This is a genomic window from Sorangium sp. So ce321, assembly GCF_051530195.1.
Taxonomy (GTDB): domain Bacteria; phylum Myxococcota_A; class Polyangia; order Polyangiales; family Polyangiaceae; genus Sorangium.
Map to the genome: position 1 here is coordinate 2,938,486 of NZ_CP150329.1, position 19,917 is coordinate 2,958,402.

Genomic DNA, 19,917 nt, shown 5'->3' on the forward strand with positions numbered 1-19,917 from the left:
CGGGAGTCTTGATGGCGGCGATCGCTGTGGCGCCAGGCATGATCGCTGGCTGCTCCTGCGGCGATACGGGGGGCACGGCGCCCCCGGCGTCCGGCGGCGCTGGGCCTGGCGGCAGCGGCAGCGGCAGCGGCGGAAACGGAACAGGCGGCATCTTCGCTGGCGGCGGCGGCATCCTGGCGAACGTCGGGAGCGGCGGCGCGGGCGGCGAAGGGGCGTGCCAGGGCCTCGAGTGCCAGCAGGTCCAGTGCGAGAACGGGGCGAAGACCACCGTGAGCGGCACGGTCTACGACCCCTCGGGCAAGCTGCCCCTCTATAACGCGATTGTCTACGTCCCGAATGCGCCGCTCGATCCGATCACGGACGGCGCGACCTGCGACCAGTGCAGCGCGACGCTCTCGGGCAAGCCGATCGTGACGGCGCTGACCGACACCAAGGGAAGCTTCGTCCTGGAGGACGTGCCGGTCGGCGAGGACATCCCGCTCGTGATCCAGGTGGGCAAGTGGCGGCGCGAGGTCGTCCTCCCGGCGGTCGAGAAGTGCAAGGACACCGCGACGGACGCCGGGACCATCCGGCTGCCGCGCAATCAGGAGGAGGGGCACATCCCGAAGATCGCCCTGACGACGGGCGGCGCCGATCCGCTCGAGTGCTTGCTGCGCAAGCTCGGGATCTCGGAGAGCGAGTTCACGCCGGAGACCGGGACCGGCCGGATCAACCTGTTTGCGGGCCGCGGCGACGCGGGGCACCCCGTCACCACGCGGTACTCGGACGGCCTGAATCAAGGCGTGGAGTTCACGCCGGCCACGAGCCTCTGGGGGACCGTGGACAGCCTTCGCCAGTACGACATGGTGATCCTGGCCTGCGAGGGCGACCCCCACGCCGAGGACAAGCCAGAGACCGCGCGTCAGGCGATGTTCGATTACACCTCGCTCGGCGGGCGCGTGTTCGCGTCTCACTGGCACAACGTCTGGCTGAAGCGCGGGCCGGCGCCGTTCCCGGACACGGCGGTCTGGGACAACTTCAACGAGGACCCGGAGAGCCCGCTCACGGCGCTCGTGGACACCACGCGTCCGAAGGGGCAGGCCCTGGCGGACTGGCTCGTCAACGTCGGGGCGTCGGACGTGCACGGCCAGATCGTGATCAACGGCGCACAGCACACGGTGAACGACGTGAACGACGAGATCTCGACCCGGTGGATCTATTACGATCAGCCCGAGCCGGCCGGGATCCAGTATTTCACGTTCAACACGCCCATCGACGTCGAGGAAGACCAGCAGTGCGGCCGCCTCGTGTTCACGGACATCCATGTCTCGGCGGGGGACGTCACCGGCCCGGCCTTCCCGGAGGGCTGCTCCACGGCGGAGCTGACCGCTCAGGAGAAAGCGCTGCTCTTCATGCTGTTCGACCTGTCGTCCTGCATCGTGCCCGACGACGAGCCGCCGCCGATCCCGACCCCCGTCCCGCAGTGACGCCCCGCGGGCGTCGCGGCCCCCGGCAGCTGGCGCCGGTGCGCCAGCTCCGGGGCCGTGTCGCGGCAGCGCGACGAGCATCAGTGTTCTCCTGAACGCAGTCATCTTCTTCCCGAGTTGCCCTGGAGGCGGTGCCCGGGGACAGGCCGCACGGCAAGTCCCCTCGCTCGCGCCGCGGGACGGCCGGGGCGCCTCGGGATTGGCGTAAATGATCTACGGAAGGTCCCGCTGCGCTCCGCCGCGCCAGGCCGCGAGGGGCACGTGAGCCGCGGAACGTTGGCTCTCGCCATTGCTCTCCTTCGGCTGCAAATTCACGGTGCCAACGCACCTGCCACTCTGCTCCGGCGCGCCTCGGCCAACATCGGTTGAGCAGAGGAAGTAGAGAAAAGGACAAGGAAAAACGACAGCAAAGACAGGAGGCTGTCGCGGTGGGAAGCACCACGCGGATACGGAATGTCATCCATGCGTGGTGCGGGGATCCTGCTAGGATGGACCCAGGCCGCAGTGCGGCGCCTGGGTCGTTGGCTCTCGGCTCGTCCGAAGGAGCATGCCTACGATGGTCCAGCATTCCCTTACGTCAGCGGCCGTATGTCGGGCTCTCGAGCGCTGGCCTCGGGAGGACGGGCGTGCGCTCCGGCCGCCCGGAGCGTTGCAGGGCACCATGCGCACGGAGGCGCTTCCGCTGCAGAGCAGGATGGAGGGGATGTGCGGAGTGATGGAGGGCGATGAAGTCCAGATCGGTCCTGCGCCACCTCCGCAGTCCTCGCGCCGGTACCTGGTCGGCCGGCGCGGCGACGCGGGCTGCCCGCTCTGCGCGCGGCGCGCGCGGTCCACGGCCGCGGGCCTCGGAGGGACGTCGTACCACTTTCTGACCGCCACGTGGGTGATCCTCATGGTCGGCGAGCCCTTGCCGTCGTCGCCCTGAGGCATCCCCTCGAATTCTTCGGAAAGTTCACAGGGAGGCGGGGAGACGGGGAGGGAAATCTTCAAAATCCTCCCCGTCTCCCCGCCTCCCTGTTCAATTTCCCCGCTGAAACTGGCTGCAAATTGAGAGGATTCCTCAGGTCGTCGCCCTGAAGAGCGGGGGCGCGAGGGCGCCTGAAGCACGGAGGCTCCTTCGCACGAGCGCCGCGCGCCGCGCTGGCTCGCCGTCACCGCAGCAGCACGGGCGCCCCCGGCGCCTGGCGCCGCTCCGCCTTGCTGCGATGGAGCTCGGGCTGCTGCACCGAAGGTGGGCACCCGCGGGAGGACCGGCAGCCGGGGAACGGCTGAAGCTCCCCGGGGTGGGAGATGGGAAAGGATGAACGAGGTGGGCGCTCCGCGGCGAGCGGCGCGCCCGGCGCCGCGGCTCAGCTGGCCGCCGATCGCCTTCCGGCGGTCGCGCGCTTCTGGCCCGCCCGCTGCGCGCCCGGCTGCGCCGCCCTCGTCCGCTGCGCTCCACCGCGCCCGGCGCGCCCGCCGGCCGCCCGCGGCTTCGTCGCCCCCGCGCGCTGCGGCGCCGCCCGCTTCGCGCCCGCCTTGCGCGCCGTCTTCCGCCCCGCCGTGGCGGTCGACCCCGTCGTGCTCCGGCCGCGCCCCGCCGCCCCGCCGGCGGCGGTCCGCTTCCTCGTCGTCGCCGCCTTCTTCGCGGCGGCGCTCCGCTGCCGGCTCGTCTGCCCAGCGGCCGCCTTCCTCGCCGTGCTGCCCGCCTTCTTCGCCGGCGCCTTGGTGCTCCGCGCTGTGCCCGGCCGCGCCGCAGCGCCTGCTCCTGCCTTGCGCGCTCCCTTCTTGGCCTGGGTCGCCCCCCGGGTCGGGCCCGCGGTCTTCCTCGCGCCCCCGGCCGCAGCCCTGGTCCGCCGGCCCGCAGCCGTCCGACCGGCCTCGCCCTGGGACGTCGCGGGCGCAGCCTGCTCGCGCTCGCCGCTCCCGACCCGCTTCCTCTGCTTGGACGTATCCTTCGCTGTCTCGCCTCTCGGCATTGAGCCCTCCCCCCGAGCTCTCTCGACATGAGCTCGCTCGTGGACTCATGGTGCCACAGCGTTCCCTCTTTCCCGGTCGGAAAGTCGGCGGGAAGTACCGGAATCGAAATCAGGAACCGCTGTAGCCCACCCAGGCGTAAGCGCCTATTGCGCGTCAGGCGCGCGGCAGATCAACTCGGCAGACCCGCGCCGGATCGCTCAGAAATCCCAGTCGAAGCCGACGCGAACGCCGGTCTTGAGGTTCCACTGGGCAGGTCGCCGGTAGGTCTCCAGCACGTGCTCGACAGCGATCCCGAGGCCGGCCCACGGCATGACGCCGCGCACCCGCAGGGCGGAGACGCCGACCAGCGCGCCGGCGCGCAGCCCTGGGCTCACGCGGAGGTCGTCCTGGGTGAAGTACGCGAGCGACGCGAGCTCGCCTTCGTAATGCCAGGTGCGGGCGTTGTACCGCAGCACCATCGGCAGCGCGACGGTGAAGCTGATCGGGAAGCGGGTCTTGGTCTCCGTCTGCTCGAACTGCGCCGTGCCGCCGAACTCGCCCCCGGCCAGGAACGTCCAGCGCTCGTCGAGCCCGCGGCCGAGGAGCAGCCGCCCCGAGCCGCCGGCGCCGGGGAGGACCCGGCCTGCAGCTCCTTCGAGGACCGCGATGCCGCCCCCTTCCACGTTGAGCGTGGTCCGGTAGGCGTCGGTCTCGCGCCCGCGGAAGGCCGGCGAGGGGCGGAGCCAGAACGGACACTCGGTCGACGCGCCGCGCGTGTCGCCCGCGCGGCGCATCGCCTCGTCGAGGAGCGCGCGCACCCGGGTCGCGAAGAGGAGACCCTCGACCTCGACCAGGTCGCCCCCGCGGCGCTGGAACGCCTCCTCCACGGGGCCGCCGAGCTCGACGATCTTCCTGTCGAGCGCGGCGAGCGCGGCGGCGCGCGTCTCCGGGGTCGCCGAGCACACGCTCATCAGCGCCGGCGACATGATCTCGTCGAGCTCGTACCGATCGATCGTCCAGCCGAGCGACTGCTGCACCTCGATCATCTTCTCGAGATCGACGAGCAGGCCCACGACCGCGAGATCCCGCGGCGGCGAGCCCTCGGGCAGCGCCGGCGGCGGCGAGGCCCCGGCGGCCGTCGCCGCGGTCGCGATGAGGACCGCCGCGAGCGCGCCCCACGCCAGCGCCAATCCCTTGTGCATCGAGCCTCGCACGATCGCGCCTCGCTCCCCTGTCAGAAGCAGGTGCCGCCGCCGCAGCTCCTGCCCACGCAGCGCAGCAGCTGGACCGTCTCCGGGCTGTTGATGCAGTCGAACCCGCAGACGGCGGGGCCGTTCCCCTCGTCGAGGCAGCCGAAGAAGCACGCCACGTCCTCGGCGCACGCGGGGCTGACGAGGCACTGGCTGAGCTCCCCGCAGCAGCTCTCGGCCACGCACCCGCCGCACGCCGTCCCGTCGGACGGGCACGCGGGGCCGCCGCAGACGCCGCTCTCGCAGCTCCCGTCGCAGCACTCCCGATCCGCCGCGCAGGCGCCGCCGTTCGGGGTGCACGGGGTCCGGCAGACGCCGTCCTCGCACGCGCCGCTGCAGCACTCCGCGCCGGACGCGCACGCGTCGCCGTCCTCGGCGCACGCGCCGCAGGTCAGCCCGCAGAGCAAGGGCACCGCGCCGACGCAGGCCTCGTCCCACGCGACGCTGCAGCAGAGCGGGTCGAACCGGCAGATCTCCGCCGCGCAGTCGCCGCAGCCTGCAGCGAGCGGCGCGCCGCTCGCGCAGACCGCGTGCGAGCAGGTCACGCCGCCGCAGACGCCCTGCTCGCAGACGCCGGAGCAGCACGCGTCGGCCGAGCCGCAGGCGTCCCCGTCGGGGCCGCACCCGCCGCAGACGCCCGCGTTGCAGCGCTGGCCGCAGCAGTCCGCGCCGGCGCTGCAGGCGGAGCCGTCCGGCGCGCACGGATCGAGGCAGATGCCCTTGACGCACATGCCGCTGCAGCACGGGGCCCCGATGCAGAGAGCGCCGTTCGGGATGCAGGCCGCGGCGCACGCGCCGTCCACGCAGCTGAGCGAGCAGCACTGCTCCGGGGAGCTGCACGCGCTCCCGTCGGGGGAGCACCGCTCCCCGCAGGCCCCTCCCGCGCAGACCCCGGCGCAGCACTGCGCCCCGCCCTCGCAGGGCGCGCCGTCGGGGAAGCAGCCCTGCCCGCAGATCCCCTCGGCGCACAGGCCGGTACAGCAGTCGCCCGAGGCGGCGCACGGCGCCCCATCCCGCGCGCAGCTCCCGCCGCCGCAGATCCCCTGCGCGCACGCGGCGCTGCAGCAGTCCGCCGCGCTCTGGCAAGGGAGCCCGTCCTCCCGGCACACAGGCGCGTCCGGGGCGCCCCCCGCGCCCGCGAGCTCGGGCAGCCCGACGAGCTGCTCGCGGGAGCCGCAGCCGAGGAGGGGGGCCGCGAGGACCGCGAGGAACACAAGGAGGAGAGCCGCCGCGCGGGGAAGCACGTCCCGGAGGCTACCATGGGCTCAGTTCACGACGGGCGGGCGTGATGGTGGGGCAGGGGACGACGCGCTGGCCCCGGCGGTCCGCCGAACGTGCGGACCGGAGGCCGCTTCCGATGCTACACTCGCCAGCGTGTCGTTGAAGATCGACCAGGATCACGGGCGCTTCCGTCAGATCGTTCGCGGCCGCATCCGCGAGAACCTCCGCAAGTACATCTCGCAAGGCGAGCTCATCGGGCGAAAGGGGAAGGACCTCGTCTCGATTCCCATTCCGCAGATCGACATCCCGCGCTTCCGCTTCGGCGACAAGCAGCGCGGGGGCGTAGGGCAGGGCGACGGCAACCCCGGCGATCCCGTGGGGGGCTCGGACGACAAGCAGCCCGGGCAGGGGCAGGCGGGCAGCGGCGAGGGGGACCACCTCCTCGAGGTCGACGTCACGCTCGAGGAGCTCGCCAGCATCCTCGGCGAGGAGCTCGAGCTGCCGGACATCCAGGACAAGGGCAAGAGCAAGATCTCGAACGCCCACGACCGCTACTCGGGCATCCGCCGGGTCGGCCCGGAGTCGCTGCGCCACTTCAAGCGGACGTACCGCGAGGCGCTGAAGCGCATGATCTCGAGCGGGACGTTCCGCCCGACGGCGCCGGTCGTCGTCCCCATCCCGGACGACAAGCGCTACCGCTCCTGGAAGACGATCACCGAGCCCGTCGCGAACGCGGTCATCATCTACATGATGGACGTCTCCGGCTCGATGGGCGACGAGCAGAAGGAGATCGTGCGCATCGAGTCGTTCTGGCTCGATGCGTGGCTGACCCGCCAGTACAAGGGCCTCGAGTCGCGCTTCATCATCCACGACGCTATCGCCCGCGAGGTCGACCGGGACACGTTCTTCCACACGCGCGAGTCCGGCGGCACGATGATCTCGAGCGCGTACAAGCTCTGCTCGCAGATCATCGACAACGACTACCCACCGGCAGAGTGGAACATCTACCCGTTCCACTTCTCGGACGGCGACAACTGGTCGATGGACGACACGCTCTCCTGCGTGGACGTGCTGAAGACCCAGATCCTGCCGCGGGTCAACATGTTCGCCTACGGCCAGGTCGAGAGCCCGTACGGCTCGGGTCAGTTCATCAAGGACCTGAAAGAGCACTTCTCTCAGGACGAGCGGGTCGTGGTCAGCGAGATCAGGGACAAGGACGCCATCGTGGGCAGCATCAAAGATTTCCTGGGGAAGGGGAAGTAGAGCGGTATGAGCAAGTTCGCGCTGAACACCGCGCTCCCCCGCTACCTGCGCACCGAGAAGGAGCGCATCGAGAAGATCGCCCAGGGCTACGGGCTCGATTTCTTCCCGGTCATCTTCGAGATGCTGACGTACGACCAGATGAACGAGATCGCCGCGTACGGCGGCTTCCCGAGCCGCTACCCGCACTGGCGGTTCGGCATGGAGTACGAGCAGCTCTCGAAGAGCTACGAGTATGGCCTCTCCAAGATCTACGAGATGGTCATCAACAACAACCCCTCGTACGCCTACCTGCTCGAGGGCAACTCGCTGACCGACCAGAAGCTCGTGATGGCGCACGTGTTCGGGCACGTCGACTTCTTCAAGAACAACTTCTGCTTCCGGTCCACCGACCTCGACCACCGCGGCCCGATCGTCGACCCCGTGCGCCGGAGCGACGCCTACGATCCCGACCGCAAGTGGATCGACAAGATGGCGAACCACGGCGCGCGCGTGGCGCGCCACATCGAGCGCCACGGCATCAACAAGGTCGAGGCGTTCATCGACCACTGCCTGTCGCTCGAGAACCTGATCGACCCATGGGCCCCCTTCACCGGCCGCCCCGCGCCCAGGGAGGAGGAGGAGCCCACGGAAGAGCCGATGGACACCTACAAGCTCCGGGCGAAGGAATACATGGATTCCTTCATCAACCCGGAGGAGATCCTCGAGGCGCAGCGCAAGAAGCGGCAGGAGCAGAGGAAGCCGGAGCGCAAGGTGCCGGAGCGCCCCGAGCGGGACGTGCTCAAGTTCCTGCTCGATCACGCGCCGCTCGACCGGTGGGAGCGCGACGTGCTCGAGATCATCCGCGAGGAGACCTACTACTTCGTGCCCCAGCGGCAGACGAAGATCATGAACGAGGGCTGGGCCTCGTACTGGCACTCGAAGATGATGACCGAGAAGGTCCTCGATGCGTCGGAGATCATCGACTACGCCGAGAACAACGCCGGTGTCATGGCGACCGCGCCGGGGCGCTTCAACCCGTACAAGGTCGGCGTGGAGCTCTACCGCTACATCGAGGACCGGTGGAACAAGGGCCGCTTCGGCCGCGAGTGGGAGGAGTGCACCGACCTCGACGCGAAGCGCACCTGGGACATGCGGCTCGGCCTCGGCCGCGAGAAGATCTTCCAGGTGCGCGCGCTCTACAACGACGTGACCTTCATCGACGAGTTCCTCACGCCGGAGTTCATCATCGATCAGAAGATGTACACGTTCGGCTTCTCCGGGCGGAACGACAGGTTCGAGATCGAGAGCCGCGAGTTCAAGGAGGTGAAGGAGAAGCTCCTCTTCCAGCTCACGAACTTCGGCGATCCCTACATCCGCGTGGTCGACGCCAACTACGGCAACCGCGGAGAGCTCCTGCTCGAGCACGTGCACGGCGGCTTCGACCTGCGCGCGGACTACGCGCGCGAGACGCTCGTCGCGCTCGTGCGGTGCTGGAAGCGCCCGGTCGGCGTCGCGACGAGGATGGATAACAAGCCTGTGCTGCTCCGGTACGACGGCAAGGAGCACGCGATGACCCCGTACAAATTGTGAGCTCCAGCGGATCGATCGGGCGGCTCGCGCTCGTGTTCGCGCTCGCCGGCTGCGCGGCCGCGCCGGCGCCCCCGCCGTCTGCCCCGCTCGATCCGCGGCCCGCGGCGACCGCCGCGCCGAGCGCCGCGTCCGGCGCTGCCCCGCCCCCCACCGGCGGCGCTGCGGCAGCGCCGGAGGCGCAGGCCGGCTCGGGCGTCCCGCTCGACGCGCCGTCCACGAGCGAGGCCGCCGCGGCGAGCCCGCCTCCGCGCGTCGCGCGCGGGACCGGCACGGCGGCGGACAGGAAGCTCGAGGAGGGCGACGCCGCGTACGCGACAGGAGATTTCGCCGCCGCGGAGAGGGCCTATCGCGCGGCCGCGCTGCTCGACAGGAGGGACGCCGCGGCGATCGTGGGCACCCAGCGCGCGGCGATCGCGAGGGCCGGCGTGTCGGCGGAGTACAACGGAGCTCCGGGGGACAGGACGCTTCTCGCCGCGATCCCGGAGCTGAAGCGCGCGGTGAAGCTCGATCCGGGCTACGCGCCCGCGCACCTCGAGCTCGGCCGCGCGCACCTCGTCCTCGGCCGCGCCGACGCGGCGCTCGGCGAGCTCGCGCGGGCCGCCGAGCTCGCCCCGAGCGACGCCGAGGCCCGGTCCGCGCTCGGCGTCGCGCACCTCGCGCTCGGCGACCTGCAGGACGCCGTCCGCGAGCTCGCGCGCTCGGCGGAGCTCGCGCCCGGCGACGCCGAGCGGCAGGCGAACCTCGGGACAGCGCTGCTCGCCGCGGGGAGGACCGCCGACGCGATCCGCGCGTACGAGCGCGCCGCGAAGCTCTCGCCGGCCGACGCGCGCCTGCAAAACGATCTCGGGACGGCGCTGCTCGCCGCGAACGATCCTGCGCGCGCGGTCCCGTACCTCGAGGCGGCCGTGGCGCGCGACCCGACGCGCGCCACGTACCGCTCGAACCTCGGCTATGCGCACCACCTCCGCGGCGACCTGCAGAAGGCGATCGCGCTCTACCGCGAGGCGCTGAAGCTCGATGACCGGCTCGGCAGCGCCTGGATCAACCTGGGCAACGCGCTGGCGCAGTCGGGCCAGCTCAAGGACGCGCGCGCAGCCTACGAGAAGGCGCGCGCCGTCGACCCCACCGATCCGCGCGTGAAGGCGGTGATGGACGAGCTCGACGCGATCGAGCGGCGCGGCGCCGCGCCGCCGTGAAGCCGGCGTGAAACAGCCGCGCTGACCGCGCGCGCCGCAGCCAGCCACGCGGCGCGCGGCCGCCCGCGCGCAGCCCCGCGGGCCAACGCAGGTCGCCGAGCCCTGCGCAGGGCACGAGGCCTCTCGCTGGCGCGCGACGACTCGAGCCATCGCCGGGCGGCGCCGCGGCCGGAGTCGCCGGCGAGCCCAGCGCACGCCGAGGTTGCGTGTCAAGCACGATCTCGCGGGGCCGACTCCAGCGGTTCGTGAGGCCTGGAGACGCGCCTCGATCGGCGCAGTCCCCTGCCCTACACGACGCCTGCGCACACCGCGGCTCGCGGGGGCCGCGCGCGGCCCGGTCCGCTCGATACAGCGGCCGAGGGCAAGGCCGCTGGCGGCCGAGGGCACGCTCGCTGGCGGCCGAGCGCGCTGGCAGGCGGCGTCCAGGCGGGCGCCCCGCCGGTCAGGCCCGGCGCCGGCGCGCACCGCGGAGCGTCGCGGCAGCGGCGCCTCGCGGCCGCGATCCTCCCGTGGCGCCTGGGCGCGCTCGACGACGGAGAGATGGAGCATGCGTATCGGCGTCGCCCGCTCACCCATCGAGTGGGCCGGCGCGGCGAGCAGAGGTGACCAAGGGGGCGAGCGCCTGCGGAGCAGCGGACACGTCCAGCGCGCGGGAGCCCGCGCGTCCCGAGCGGCGACGCCACCGCTGATCGACCGAGCAACCCATTGTACTTGCTTGCTAATTTCGAGCGAACGCAGCTGCGCTGACCGCCGGTGAGGCGGCGCGAACACGCGTCCGTCCGCGACTACACACCGGAGCGGGAGTGCGGATTCACGCCTTGCGTCCGGTCACGAGAAATGATTGACAGACGCGAGCCCGCCCCGACTCTTCCTCGTCGCTCATAATCCCTTGCTCCCGGGCGCGGCGGCGCGGGGGATCGTACCGCCGACGCCACGGCAGGGGCAACGGTGTGATGTGAATTACACCCTGAGCAGCAGGTCAGGAGGGGGGGCTCTGGAAAACTGACCGTGCCGCGCGCCGGAGGCGCCCGGGGTGCCGCGCGGCTCGGATGCCCTGGATTATGCAGAGGATCCTTGGCCCCACCGCCCGCCGCGCCCCGGCCCGGGCCGATGCCTGAACACAAGCGCATACATGAAAGTCCATGTAGTGTTTTTTTCCAGTGTCATTCATGTTACAGCCATCCTCTGCAACGTGGCATGAGAGGTGCCCGGGGTGCTGTGCTCGGCCCGGTACGGCCGGCAACAAGGTTGGGGGAAACGTGCAGGAGGCCGCGCGTTCCACTCGACGGGGCGCCCTCGATCCGGGTAGTCTCCCTATGGCTCTCCTGTGACCCAATCGTCGAGGCTCTGATGTCCGTTTCCAAGCAGGCCGACACGGCTCCGACGCTGCGACCGGCCCCGGTTGCCAATCTAACCGGAATGATCATCTCAGCGAACTTCTCCGCATCCGGTTTCAGCAAGCGTTGGAGCCATTGCCATCAACTCGCAAACTATCTTGCCAGGTTTGCGAGCGCAAACGAAGGGGACGCCGAGCGTTACGCGACTCTGCTCTCTACGTTCTTCAACGAGCTCATCGAGGCAATCTACCGCAACCACGAGCGTATAGGCGACATCACTCTCACCTTCCAGCGCCAGCAGGACCGCATCGTGGTTCAGGCGGAGGTCCCCGTCAACGACGAGAGCCTCCAGTTCTACACGCATGCAGCCGAGCTCGTCAATCAGCCGGATCCGATGGGCTGGTATCGCGAGCGGCTCGAGCACGACGCGACGCAGGAGGAGATATGCTTGCTGGGGCTGCTCGAGCTGGCGGTCGTCTACGGATCCAGGCTCAATATCGATAAACCCACGAATGGAAACTTGTTGAACCTGTCGATCGAGTTTCCATTCACTGAGGTAGATGAGACATGTGCGCTGTAGCTTCTTACGAGTCCGTAGTGCCCCCCTCGTCTTCCGGGGAAATCTCGTCGTGGCGCTCGTCTGTCAGCTTCAGCATCCGCGTCGACGAGGACGACCAGCAGGTCGCCTTCGCCGGGATGCTGCGGCCGTTCATCGGCGACCACATGAAGGCCATCCGGGCGACGCTCGAAGCGGCGGCGAAGAACGCCAGAGCAGAGCTGTGTCTCGACTTCAAGCGCCTCAAGTACATGAACAGCATCGCGTTCCTGGAGATCAACAGGTTCGTACGCTGGGCTGTCGACGCGCGCCCCAACCTCAAGATAAAGCTCATCATCTCCAGCGTCATCCCCTGGGCCATCCGCAAGTTCCAGGTGATAGAGCAGCTGTATCCGAACGTCTCCGTCGTCATCTACGACAAGTCGCTCTACCCCATCCAGCAGGTGATCGAGGACGAGGACTTCCTCAAGGTGCTGCGCACCCAGGAGAAGATCGTCTGGGAGCACGAGCGGTCGATCATCTCCAAGCACGGGCTGCTCCCGGAGATGCGGGTCGCGGACATCGGGTGCGGGCTGGGCGACTTCGGTATCCGGCTCAGCGACGAGTTCAAGGTGGAGTACGTGCTCGGCATCGACCACTCCCGGGCGTTCCTGCGCTACGCCCAGTCGGTCGCGAAGAGCCTCAGGCTCGACAACGTCGAGTACCAGTACGGCGACGCGGCGGCCCTCCTCCTGCCCGACAACTCGTTCGATTTCGTGTCATGCAGGCTGGCTCTCCAGGTCTTCCACATGCCCGAGCAGATCATGCAGGAGCTCGTCCGCATCTGCAAGCCCGGGGGGCGGATCTACATCACCAACGAGATGATGTCATGCACGACCGGCTACCCTGAGCAGGACGTGGTCCGCATGGGCTACAGCCGGTTCCTCGAGCTGAGCCGCATGGTCGGTATGGACTTCGACATCGGCGTGCGGACGATGGAGATCCTCGAGGAGGCCGGGCTGGAGGACACGAAGGGGAGCCTCATCGCGATCGACAACATGAACACGGATCGGGGCGACTTCGCGAAGGTGGTCGAGAGCTGGATGGTCTCGACCGCGAACGTCGCCGAGACCGCGCGCGCCGAGCCCCACATCCACCAGGACATCACGACCGGCCTGAAGGCGCACATCAACGCGATCTACAGCCCGAAGGGGTACGCGTCGTGGCCGATCTACGCCGGCTCGGGCCGCAAGCCGCTCATCGACAAGTACGATACCGATCGCTCAGCCCAGCGCACGAAGGGGCGCGGCGGCGCTGAGAACGGTTCCGGAACAGGAGAGTTTCGGTGAGCGACGTCCAATCTCCGCAGGACCCGCGCAAGGGCCCCGAGCTGTCCGGCGTGTTCGCGAGATTCAAGAAGTTCAACACGAAATTCCTGCTCGTGACGGGCTTCAGCGTGCTGATCGGCGCGCTGCTGAACGTCGTCATCGCCCGCCAGGGCATGCACACGCTGAGCGGGAAGTCCGCGTACGAGATCGAGTCGGGCCTGAACGCGGCCAACCGCGAATATCTCACGAACCACCTGGCCGACAAGGCGCAGCACACGAACTTCGTGCTCGGCCAGGCCTACGCGGACCTCGAGATCCTGTCGGGCATCGCCCAGACGATGATCGACCGCGGAGATGAGCTGAAGCCGCTCTTCGAGAAGGCGGCCTCGCTGCCGTTCTTCCACGACGACCTGGTCTACAACCCGGAGGGGAACTGGTACCAGAACCGGCCTGATGAGCCCACCGGCGTGGCCGTCTGGGGCTACCTGGGCAACAAGGGCGCGCTCTTGCCCGAGGTGCAGGGCTCGGTCAACGACACCTCGCTGCTCAACCTCGTCCTGCCGGCGTTCAAGAAGTACGGCTCCGACAAGCTGCAGGTCTATTACGTTGGCCCCCACACGGCGCCCTACGTGCGCGTCGCGCCCTGGGCCGACATGGGGTCGAGCTTCGACAAGCTGTACCCGGGCCACAACGAGAAGAACTGGTACGACTTCTTCTTCCCGAACCTCGTCGAGAGCTGGGGGAAGTGGATCAACGACCCCGAGCAGCTGAAGAAGCTCAAGTCCACGATCACCGTGCTCGCGCCGTACGAGGACTCGGCGGGCGGCGGCATGGTCATCACCGCGTTCCACCCGCTGTGGAACAAGGAGCGCACCGCGTTCGCCGGCGCCACCGCGCTCGACCTGACCCTCGGGCAGCTCATCGAGTCGATCAAGGACGTGCGGCTCGCCCAGTCGGGCTTCGCGTTCCTCGTGCAGTCGGACGGCAACGTGCTCGCCATCAACGAGGCCGGCGCGGGCGTGCTCCGCCTCCGGTCGGCCTCCGGGCAGGGGCAGAAGTCCGAGGGCGTCGCCGCCCTCCAGCGGCACCTCAGGGACAGCTCGGAGCCCGCCGTGGCCGCGCTGTCGCTGCCGCAGAACGAGAGCATCGACTACCACGAGATCAGCATCGGCGGCGAGTCCCACATCATCGCGCTGCAGCAGCTCGCGGGCGTGAACGGGTGGAAGGGGCCGGGCGCGGACATCGCCCGCGAGAACTGGACGCTCGCGTTCGTCGTGCCGAAGAAGGAGCTCTATGCGTCGCTCGTCGCGGCCCAGAGCGCGATCGAGCAGAGCCGGACGAGCATCGTCACGCAGCAGGTGGTGGCGACGATCGCGTCGCTCCTCGTGCTCATGGTCGGCGTCTACCTCGTGTCGCGCCGGATGACGGGCACGCTGGTCGCGCTGTCGTCCGGCGCCACGCGGATGCGGGAGGGCGACTACGGGGTCCGCATCGAGGTGAACTCCGCGGACGAGATCGGGCAGCTCGGCGTCGCCTTCAACGAGATGGCGAGCGAGATCGAGGCCTACACGAACAACCTCGAGGAGCTCGTCGGCGAACGGACGCGGGCGCTCGAGAAGGCGAACGAGGAGATCAGCGAGCTGAACGCGAAGCTCGCGCAGGAGAACATCCGCCTCGGCGCCGAGCTGAACGTCGCGCGCCAGCTCCAGCTGATGGTGCTCCCGGCGCCGAGCGAGCTCCAGGAGATCCCGGGCCTCGACATCGCCGGCTACATGGCCCCGGCCGACGAGGTCGGCGGGGACTACTACGACGTGCTGCGGAGCGACGGGCTCGTCAAGATCGGCATCGACGACGTCACCGGCCACGGGCTGGAGAGCGGCGTTCTGATGCTGATGGTCCAGACGGCCGTCCGGACGCTGCTCGCGGCGAACGAGAAGGATCCGAAGAAATTCCTGAGCATCGTCAACAAGGTCATCTACCAGAACATCCAGCGCATCCGCTCGGACAAGAACCTGTCCTTGACCCTGCTCGACTACAGCGACGGCAAGCTCCAGCTCACGGGCCAGCACGAGGACCTGATCATCGTCCGGAAGGACGGGACCCTCGAGCGCGTCGAGACCATGGGGCTCGGGTTGCCGATCGGCATCGATCTGGACATCAGCGATTTCATCGGCAGCATCGAGGTGGCGCTGGAGGCCGGGGACGTGGTGACGCTCTTCAGCGACGGCATCACCGAGGCAGAGGACTCTTCAGAGGAGCAGTACGGCATCGACCGGCTGTGTCAGGTGATCTCGCGGAACCACGAGAGAAACTCCAAGGAGATCAAGGACGCTATCATCGAGGACGTCTTGGCGCACGTTGGCTACAACAAGATCCATGATGACATTACGGTACTTGTCATTAAGAGGGTATGAGCAAGGGGGAGACTGGGCATTACCATGAGCGAAATCATCGGCGTCTACTCTTTAGACGATTCGTTCAGCGAGCATATGTCGCTGACGTTGTACCCCGACTCGTTCGCGGTGAGATGGAGCCTTTGTAACCTGACGGCGAATTTCATGGCCGAGTACTTCGGCGAGCTCTTCCCGGAGATCGACGGGGAAGACAGGCTCATCAGCCGCGACGAAGTCTCAGGCGCCATCGGGTACGTCCTGAACGAGCTGGTCGAGAACGCCGTCAAGTTCAATCAGCACGGTGATATCACCGTGACCGTCGGCATCGGGCGTGAGGACCTGGTGTGCCTCGTCAGCAACCAGATCACGAACGCCGCTGTCCCCTCGCTCCGCGAGAAGCTCCTCGAGCTCACGCAGGAGGACCCTGGGGAGCTCCTGCGGCGGCAGGCGGAGGCCAACGCCGAGGACGCGGAGAACGCCGGCTCGGGGCTCGGCTATCTCATCATCATGAACGATTATGGTGTCAGTCTTGGATGGAAGCTCGACCCGATCTCGGTCAACAGCTTCAGCATCAAGACGATGGCCAGGATTCCTATTTTGAACGAAAGGTCGAGAATGGAAATCAAAGGTGGTAACTACCGGGTTTGGTACGATCCCTCCGAGGTGGTGGTGTACCTGGAAGGCATCCTTCGTCTTGGCGGCACCACCGAGTACGCCCCCATCGAGGAGCTGCTCGACAAGGTCCTGGCCACGAATCCTCCCACCATCACGCTCGACGTCAGGGCGCTGAACTTCCTGAACAGCTCGGGGATCAACGTCCTCTACAAGTTCGCGATCGCCACCCGGAAGAAGGGCGAGCTCCAGCTGATCGTCCGCGGGTCGAAGTCCATCCCGTGGCAGGGCAAGTCGCTGCCCAACCTCAAGAAGTTCAACCAGAACTTCGAGATGATACTCTGTGATTGAGAGCGGATGGGAGCGTCCGTCCAACCCGAATCGCGTCCAGGTCGATCCATGACTGCACCCAAGGACCTCAGCTCGATGCACTCCAGAGGCTTCATACAGAAGCAGAACAATCTGGATGCCATCAGGGCCATCGTGAAGGAGCGGCAGGCGTGGAACACGCTGCTACGCGACGAGGGGAACTTCACAGACTTCATGGAGCGCTGCAACGCGCTCCTGGAGTACGTCGATAAGCTGAAGCTCGACTTCGACGATCTCTCCCTGGTGCACGAGGCGATCCTGGAGCACGCGACCAGCATCGAGAACGAGCTGGAAGGGTACAACCGGGCCATCGACGACGACCTGGCGGTGGCGCGGCAGGTGCAGCGCGCGCTGCTCCCAGAGGCGACCGGCCCCATCGCCTCGGCGTTCGACATGGCCATCTTCCACAAGCAGCTCGCGCAGGTGGGAGGGGATTACTACGACTTCTTCTACCTTCCCGGCGAGCGTCACGCGATCGGGGTTTACGATATATCGGGTCACGGAGTATCGTCGGCGCTCATCATGGCGTTTCTGAAAGCCCAGTTCGCCCACGCCACCAAACGGCTCGACAGCCCGGGGGCGATCGTGGACTGGGTGAACCGGAGCGCCTACTCGTTCCTCCGGGAAGTCCGCCGGTACGCGACGGTGAACTTCGTCATGTTTACGGACCGATTCCTCCGCTACGTGTCGGGCGGAGGCTACGGACTCCTGGTCCGTCGAGGCACGCCTCGCTCGTTCAATCGGGTGAGCAACTTCATCGGTCTTCGCATCAAGCCGTTTCACGAGTTCGAGCTGCCGTTCGAGGAGGATGACGTCCTCGCCTTGTACACAGACGGGATGTTCGAGGCGCAGGACGCGAGCGGGGAGATATATTCCGTGCAACGTCTCAACGAAATCGTCGTCAAGCACAGCGAGGAGCCGGTGCAGGTGATCCTCGACCGGTGCATCGAGGACTACACGCGGTTCCGAGTGGCGGACGCCGACGACATCACACTGATCATCCTGCGAAGGTGCGCCTGATGAAGCCCGAGAAGAATCATTCGCAGACGTCGGTCGGTGCATCGATATACATATCTCCGATCGATCACATCACGGGCGACGTGGCCGGCCTGCTTGCGAACTTTTTGGATGCGCTGCTGGTAAGGTTCTATCCCAGACGGATCTGCCAGAAGGTCAACGTGGTGGTCACCGAGCTGGTCACCAACGTGATCCAGCACGGGACAGAGCGCGAAAGCGAAGTCCGGCTCGACCTGAGCATCGACCCGGACCGGCTACTCATCAAGGTTTCGAACCGCGTTACGCCGGAAGAGTACCGAACCGTCAAGGCGGTATTCGACGAGATCTTCGCCGCGGAGGACCCGAGGGAGCTCTTCGCCAGGACGGTGCGCGAGCGGCGCAACGACCGGCGCAGGGGCGGCCTCGGCCTCATTCGGCTGACTGCAGAGAACAAATTCCATCTCTCGACGCAGTACGTCGATGGAATCCTCGTCGTCCAGGCTACTTTCCCTTGAAAAGGCTGCGTATGTTTTCCACGAAAGGTCGCGTATGAAGGCTCTCAGCTATGGAGAAATCACGGATGGCGGGCTGAGCGTCTTTCAGTCGGTCGCCCGGCTCGATGACGACAACCGCCTCGTCCTGACCTTCGAGGGCGCTATCCGGATCGACAACCCGTACCGGTACCTGTCCAGCTACCTCGACGAGCTGGCGCGAGTCCTGCCGCAGCATCCGATCACGTCGACCGTGATGGACTTCGTGAAGATGCGGTTCTGCAACTCGAACGGCTTCTACGTCATCATGGACATCGTGGACGCCGTGTACAACCTGGTGCCCGGTCGGGTGACCGTGCGGCGGATCCTCGACGACGACTGGCAGCACGAGACCCTGCCGATCCTGCTCAACCTGAACGAGGAGCACGTGGCCGCGCGGACGACGTTCGAGGACGTCAAAGAGCCTTAGCCGTGGGGTGTGGGCTGCTGAAGACGATCGGCCATGGGCGCACCTGCGAACCAAGCGGACGTGGAGAGGTTCTTCGCTGTATGCCCCGATCCGCTCTGCGTTCTGCGGATCGACGGGTCGTTCCTGCGCGTGAGCGGCGCCTGGGAGAGCACGCTCGGCCTGGGGAGCGAGGATCTGATCGGCCGAGATCTCCTCGACTTCGTGCATCCGGACGACCTCGCCGCGACCCGGGAGCAGATGGACCGGCTCCGGCAGGGGCCCATCACGCTCGGGCTGGAGAACCGCTGCAGGAGCAGGAGCGGCCTCTACGTGTGGCTGTCGTGGTCGATGCTCTCGGTGCCGGGCGAGGGGCTCATCTACGCCTGGGCGCGCAACGTGGGGAAGCAGAAGCGCGTGGAGCGGGCGCTGATGCAGCGGATCGAGACGAAGATGCTCGTCGCGTCGATCTCGTCCCACTTCATCAACGTGAAGCTCGCGGACATCGACCGGGGCTTTCGGTCGGCGCTCGCGGAGCTCGGCAAGGCGCTGCGGGCCGACAGGACGAGCCTGTTCCTGCTCTCGGAGGACGGTCGGCGGTTCCTGAACACGCACGAGTGGTGCGCTGAGGGGATCCCGTCGCTGCTCGAGGAGCGGGCGGCCGTCTCGAGGGACGTGTACCCCTGGCTCGTCGAGAAGCTGTTCCGCCTCGAGGTGTGCGACGTGCCGCGCGTGGCCGACCTGCCCGAGGAGGCCGCGAGCGAGCGGGCAGCCTTCACGGAGCGCGGGATCGCGTCGCTCGTGCGGATGCCGGCGGCGTACGCGGGCCGGCTCGTGGGCGTGGTGGGCATCGACGCGGTGCGCTCGAAGCGCGTCTGGGACAAGAGCGTCCGGGCGCTGCTCCAGGTCGTCGGCGAGATGTTCGCGATCACGCTGGAGCGCATGCGCGCCGAGGAGTCGCTGCGCGCGGTGGTCGAGCAGCAGGAGTCGCTGCGCGCGGTGATCGAGCGGCAGGAGTCCGCGATCGAGACGCTGTCGACGCCGATCATCCAGGTCTGGAACAGCGTGCTCGTGCTGCCGCTCGTGGGGAGCATCGATCGACACCGGGCGACCGAGATCACGGAGAAGCTGCTGCACACGATCGTCGAGACGAAGTCGCGGTACGCGATCGTCGAGGTGACCGGGGTCGAACAGGTCGACTCGACGACGGCGCAGCACCTCATCAGCATGCTGCAGACGATCGAGCTGCTCGGGGCACAGGGGGTGGTGGCGGGAGTCCAGCCTCAGGTGGCGCAGACGGCGTCGTCCCTCGGGATCGATCTCTCGTCAGTGCAGGTGCACCGAGACCTCCAGGAGGCGCTGCGGTGGTGCATCCGGGAGATCCGGGCGGACGGGCGGCGGGGGAAGCAGCGGCATAAGCAGGGGTAGGGCGGGGGTCCGAGCTGGGCGGCCCCCGGAGAGGGAGCTCGTCGCGCGGCGCGGGGACGGGCAGAACTCGCGTGGGACGC

At 68.1% G+C, this 19,917-nt stretch carries 16 protein-coding genes; 13 read left to right on the plus strand and 3 right to left on the minus strand.

Going from position 1 to position 19,917, the window contains the following annotated elements:
- Positions 1-11 precede the first annotated feature (11 nt).
- Together WME89_RS11450 and WME89_RS11455 are read left to right on the plus strand one after the other, a co-directional pair.
- Positions 12-1,466: a carboxypeptidase-like regulatory domain-containing protein gene (locus tag WME89_RS11450; RefSeq protein ID WP_438009230.1), complete on the plus strand. Its 1,455-nt coding sequence runs from the start codon at positions 12-14 to the stop codon at positions 1,464-1,466.
- A gap of 661 nt (positions 1,467-2,127) precedes the next feature.
- Positions 2,128-2,391, plus strand: coding sequence for a hypothetical protein (locus WME89_RS11455; protein WP_438009231.1), 264 nt, complete (start codon positions 2,128-2,130; stop codon positions 2,389-2,391).
- A gap of 424 nt (positions 2,392-2,815) precedes the next feature.
- On the opposite strand, the gene WME89_RS11460 is transcribed toward WME89_RS11455, so the two are convergent.
- From WME89_RS11460 to WME89_RS11470, 3 genes are all read right to left on the minus strand, one after another.
- A complete protein-coding gene (locus WME89_RS11460) occupies positions 2,816-3,424 on the minus strand; it encodes a hypothetical protein (RefSeq protein WP_438009232.1) in 609 nt (202 codons plus the stop codon).
- 198 nt (positions 3,425-3,622) lie between these two features.
- Entirely contained in the window at positions 3,623-4,606 is a 984-nt protein-coding gene (locus tag WME89_RS11465) for a hypothetical protein (protein ID WP_438009233.1), read from the minus strand.
- A 32-nt stretch (positions 4,607-4,638) separates the two neighbouring features.
- Positions 4,639-5,898, minus strand: a complete 1,260-nt coding sequence (locus WME89_RS11470) for a hypothetical protein (RefSeq protein ID WP_438009234.1) — start codon at positions 5,896-5,898, stop codon at positions 4,639-4,641.
- Positions 5,899-6,028: 130 nt separating this feature from the next.
- Here WME89_RS11470 and WME89_RS11475 point away from each other — a divergent pair, with 130 nt between their 5' ends.
- The 11 genes from WME89_RS11475 to WME89_RS11525 all read left to right on the plus strand — a co-directional run bounded on the left by WME89_RS11475 (position 6,029) and on the right by WME89_RS11525 (position 19,837).
- The gene (locus WME89_RS11475) at positions 6,029-7,138 is read left to right on the plus strand and encodes a DUF444 family protein (protein WP_437625185.1); all 1,110 of its coding nucleotides are present in this window, start codon (positions 6,029-6,031) and stop codon (positions 7,136-7,138) included.
- 6 nt (positions 7,139-7,144) lie between these two features.
- Positions 7,145-8,707, plus strand: a complete 1,563-nt coding sequence (locus WME89_RS11480) for a SpoVR family protein (protein ID WP_437652180.1) — start codon at positions 7,145-7,147, stop codon at positions 8,705-8,707.
- Entirely contained in the window at positions 8,704-9,903 is a 1,200-nt protein-coding gene (locus WME89_RS11485; RefSeq protein WP_438009235.1) for a tetratricopeptide repeat protein, read from the plus strand. The genes WME89_RS11480 and WME89_RS11485 overlap by 4 nt, the downstream gene beginning before the upstream one ends.
- Before the next feature lie 1,350 nt (positions 9,904-11,253).
- Entirely contained in the window at positions 11,254-11,820 is a 567-nt protein-coding gene (locus WME89_RS11490; protein WP_437511874.1) for a hypothetical protein, read from the plus strand.
- A 17-nt stretch (positions 11,821-11,837) separates the two neighbouring features.
- The gene (locus tag WME89_RS11495; protein ID WP_438009236.1) at positions 11,838-13,124 is read left to right on the plus strand and encodes a methyltransferase domain-containing protein; all 1,287 of its coding nucleotides are present in this window, start codon (positions 11,838-11,840) and stop codon (positions 13,122-13,124) included.
- Complete coding sequence (locus tag WME89_RS11500; RefSeq protein WP_438009237.1) at positions 13,121-15,517, plus strand: SpoIIE family protein phosphatase; 2,397 nt, start codon at positions 13,121-13,123, stop codon at positions 15,515-15,517. Before WME89_RS11495 ends, WME89_RS11500 begins: the two co-directional genes overlap by 4 nt.
- A gap of 75 nt (positions 15,518-15,592) precedes the next feature.
- Positions 15,593-16,459, plus strand: coding sequence for a slr1658 superfamily regulator (locus tag WME89_RS11505; RefSeq protein ID WP_437679591.1), 867 nt, complete (start codon positions 15,593-15,595; stop codon positions 16,457-16,459).
- Positions 16,460-16,507: 48 nt separating this feature from the next.
- Positions 16,508-17,497, plus strand: a complete 990-nt coding sequence (locus tag WME89_RS11510; protein ID WP_438009238.1) for a PP2C family protein-serine/threonine phosphatase — start codon at positions 16,508-16,510, stop codon at positions 17,495-17,497.
- Positions 17,497-17,988, plus strand: a complete 492-nt coding sequence (locus tag WME89_RS11515; RefSeq protein ID WP_233561296.1) for an ATP-binding protein — start codon at positions 17,497-17,499, stop codon at positions 17,986-17,988. Before WME89_RS11510 ends, WME89_RS11515 begins: the two co-directional genes overlap by 1 nt.
- Positions 17,989-18,022: 34 nt before the next feature.
- Positions 18,023-18,433, plus strand: coding sequence for a hypothetical protein (locus tag WME89_RS11520; RefSeq protein WP_020734190.1), 411 nt, complete (start codon positions 18,023-18,025; stop codon positions 18,431-18,433).
- Positions 18,434-18,466: 33 nt separating this feature from the next.
- Positions 18,467-19,837: an STAS domain-containing protein gene (locus tag WME89_RS11525; protein WP_438009239.1), complete on the plus strand. Its 1,371-nt coding sequence runs from the start codon at positions 18,467-18,469 to the stop codon at positions 19,835-19,837.
- Positions 19,838-19,917 lie beyond the last annotated feature (80 nt).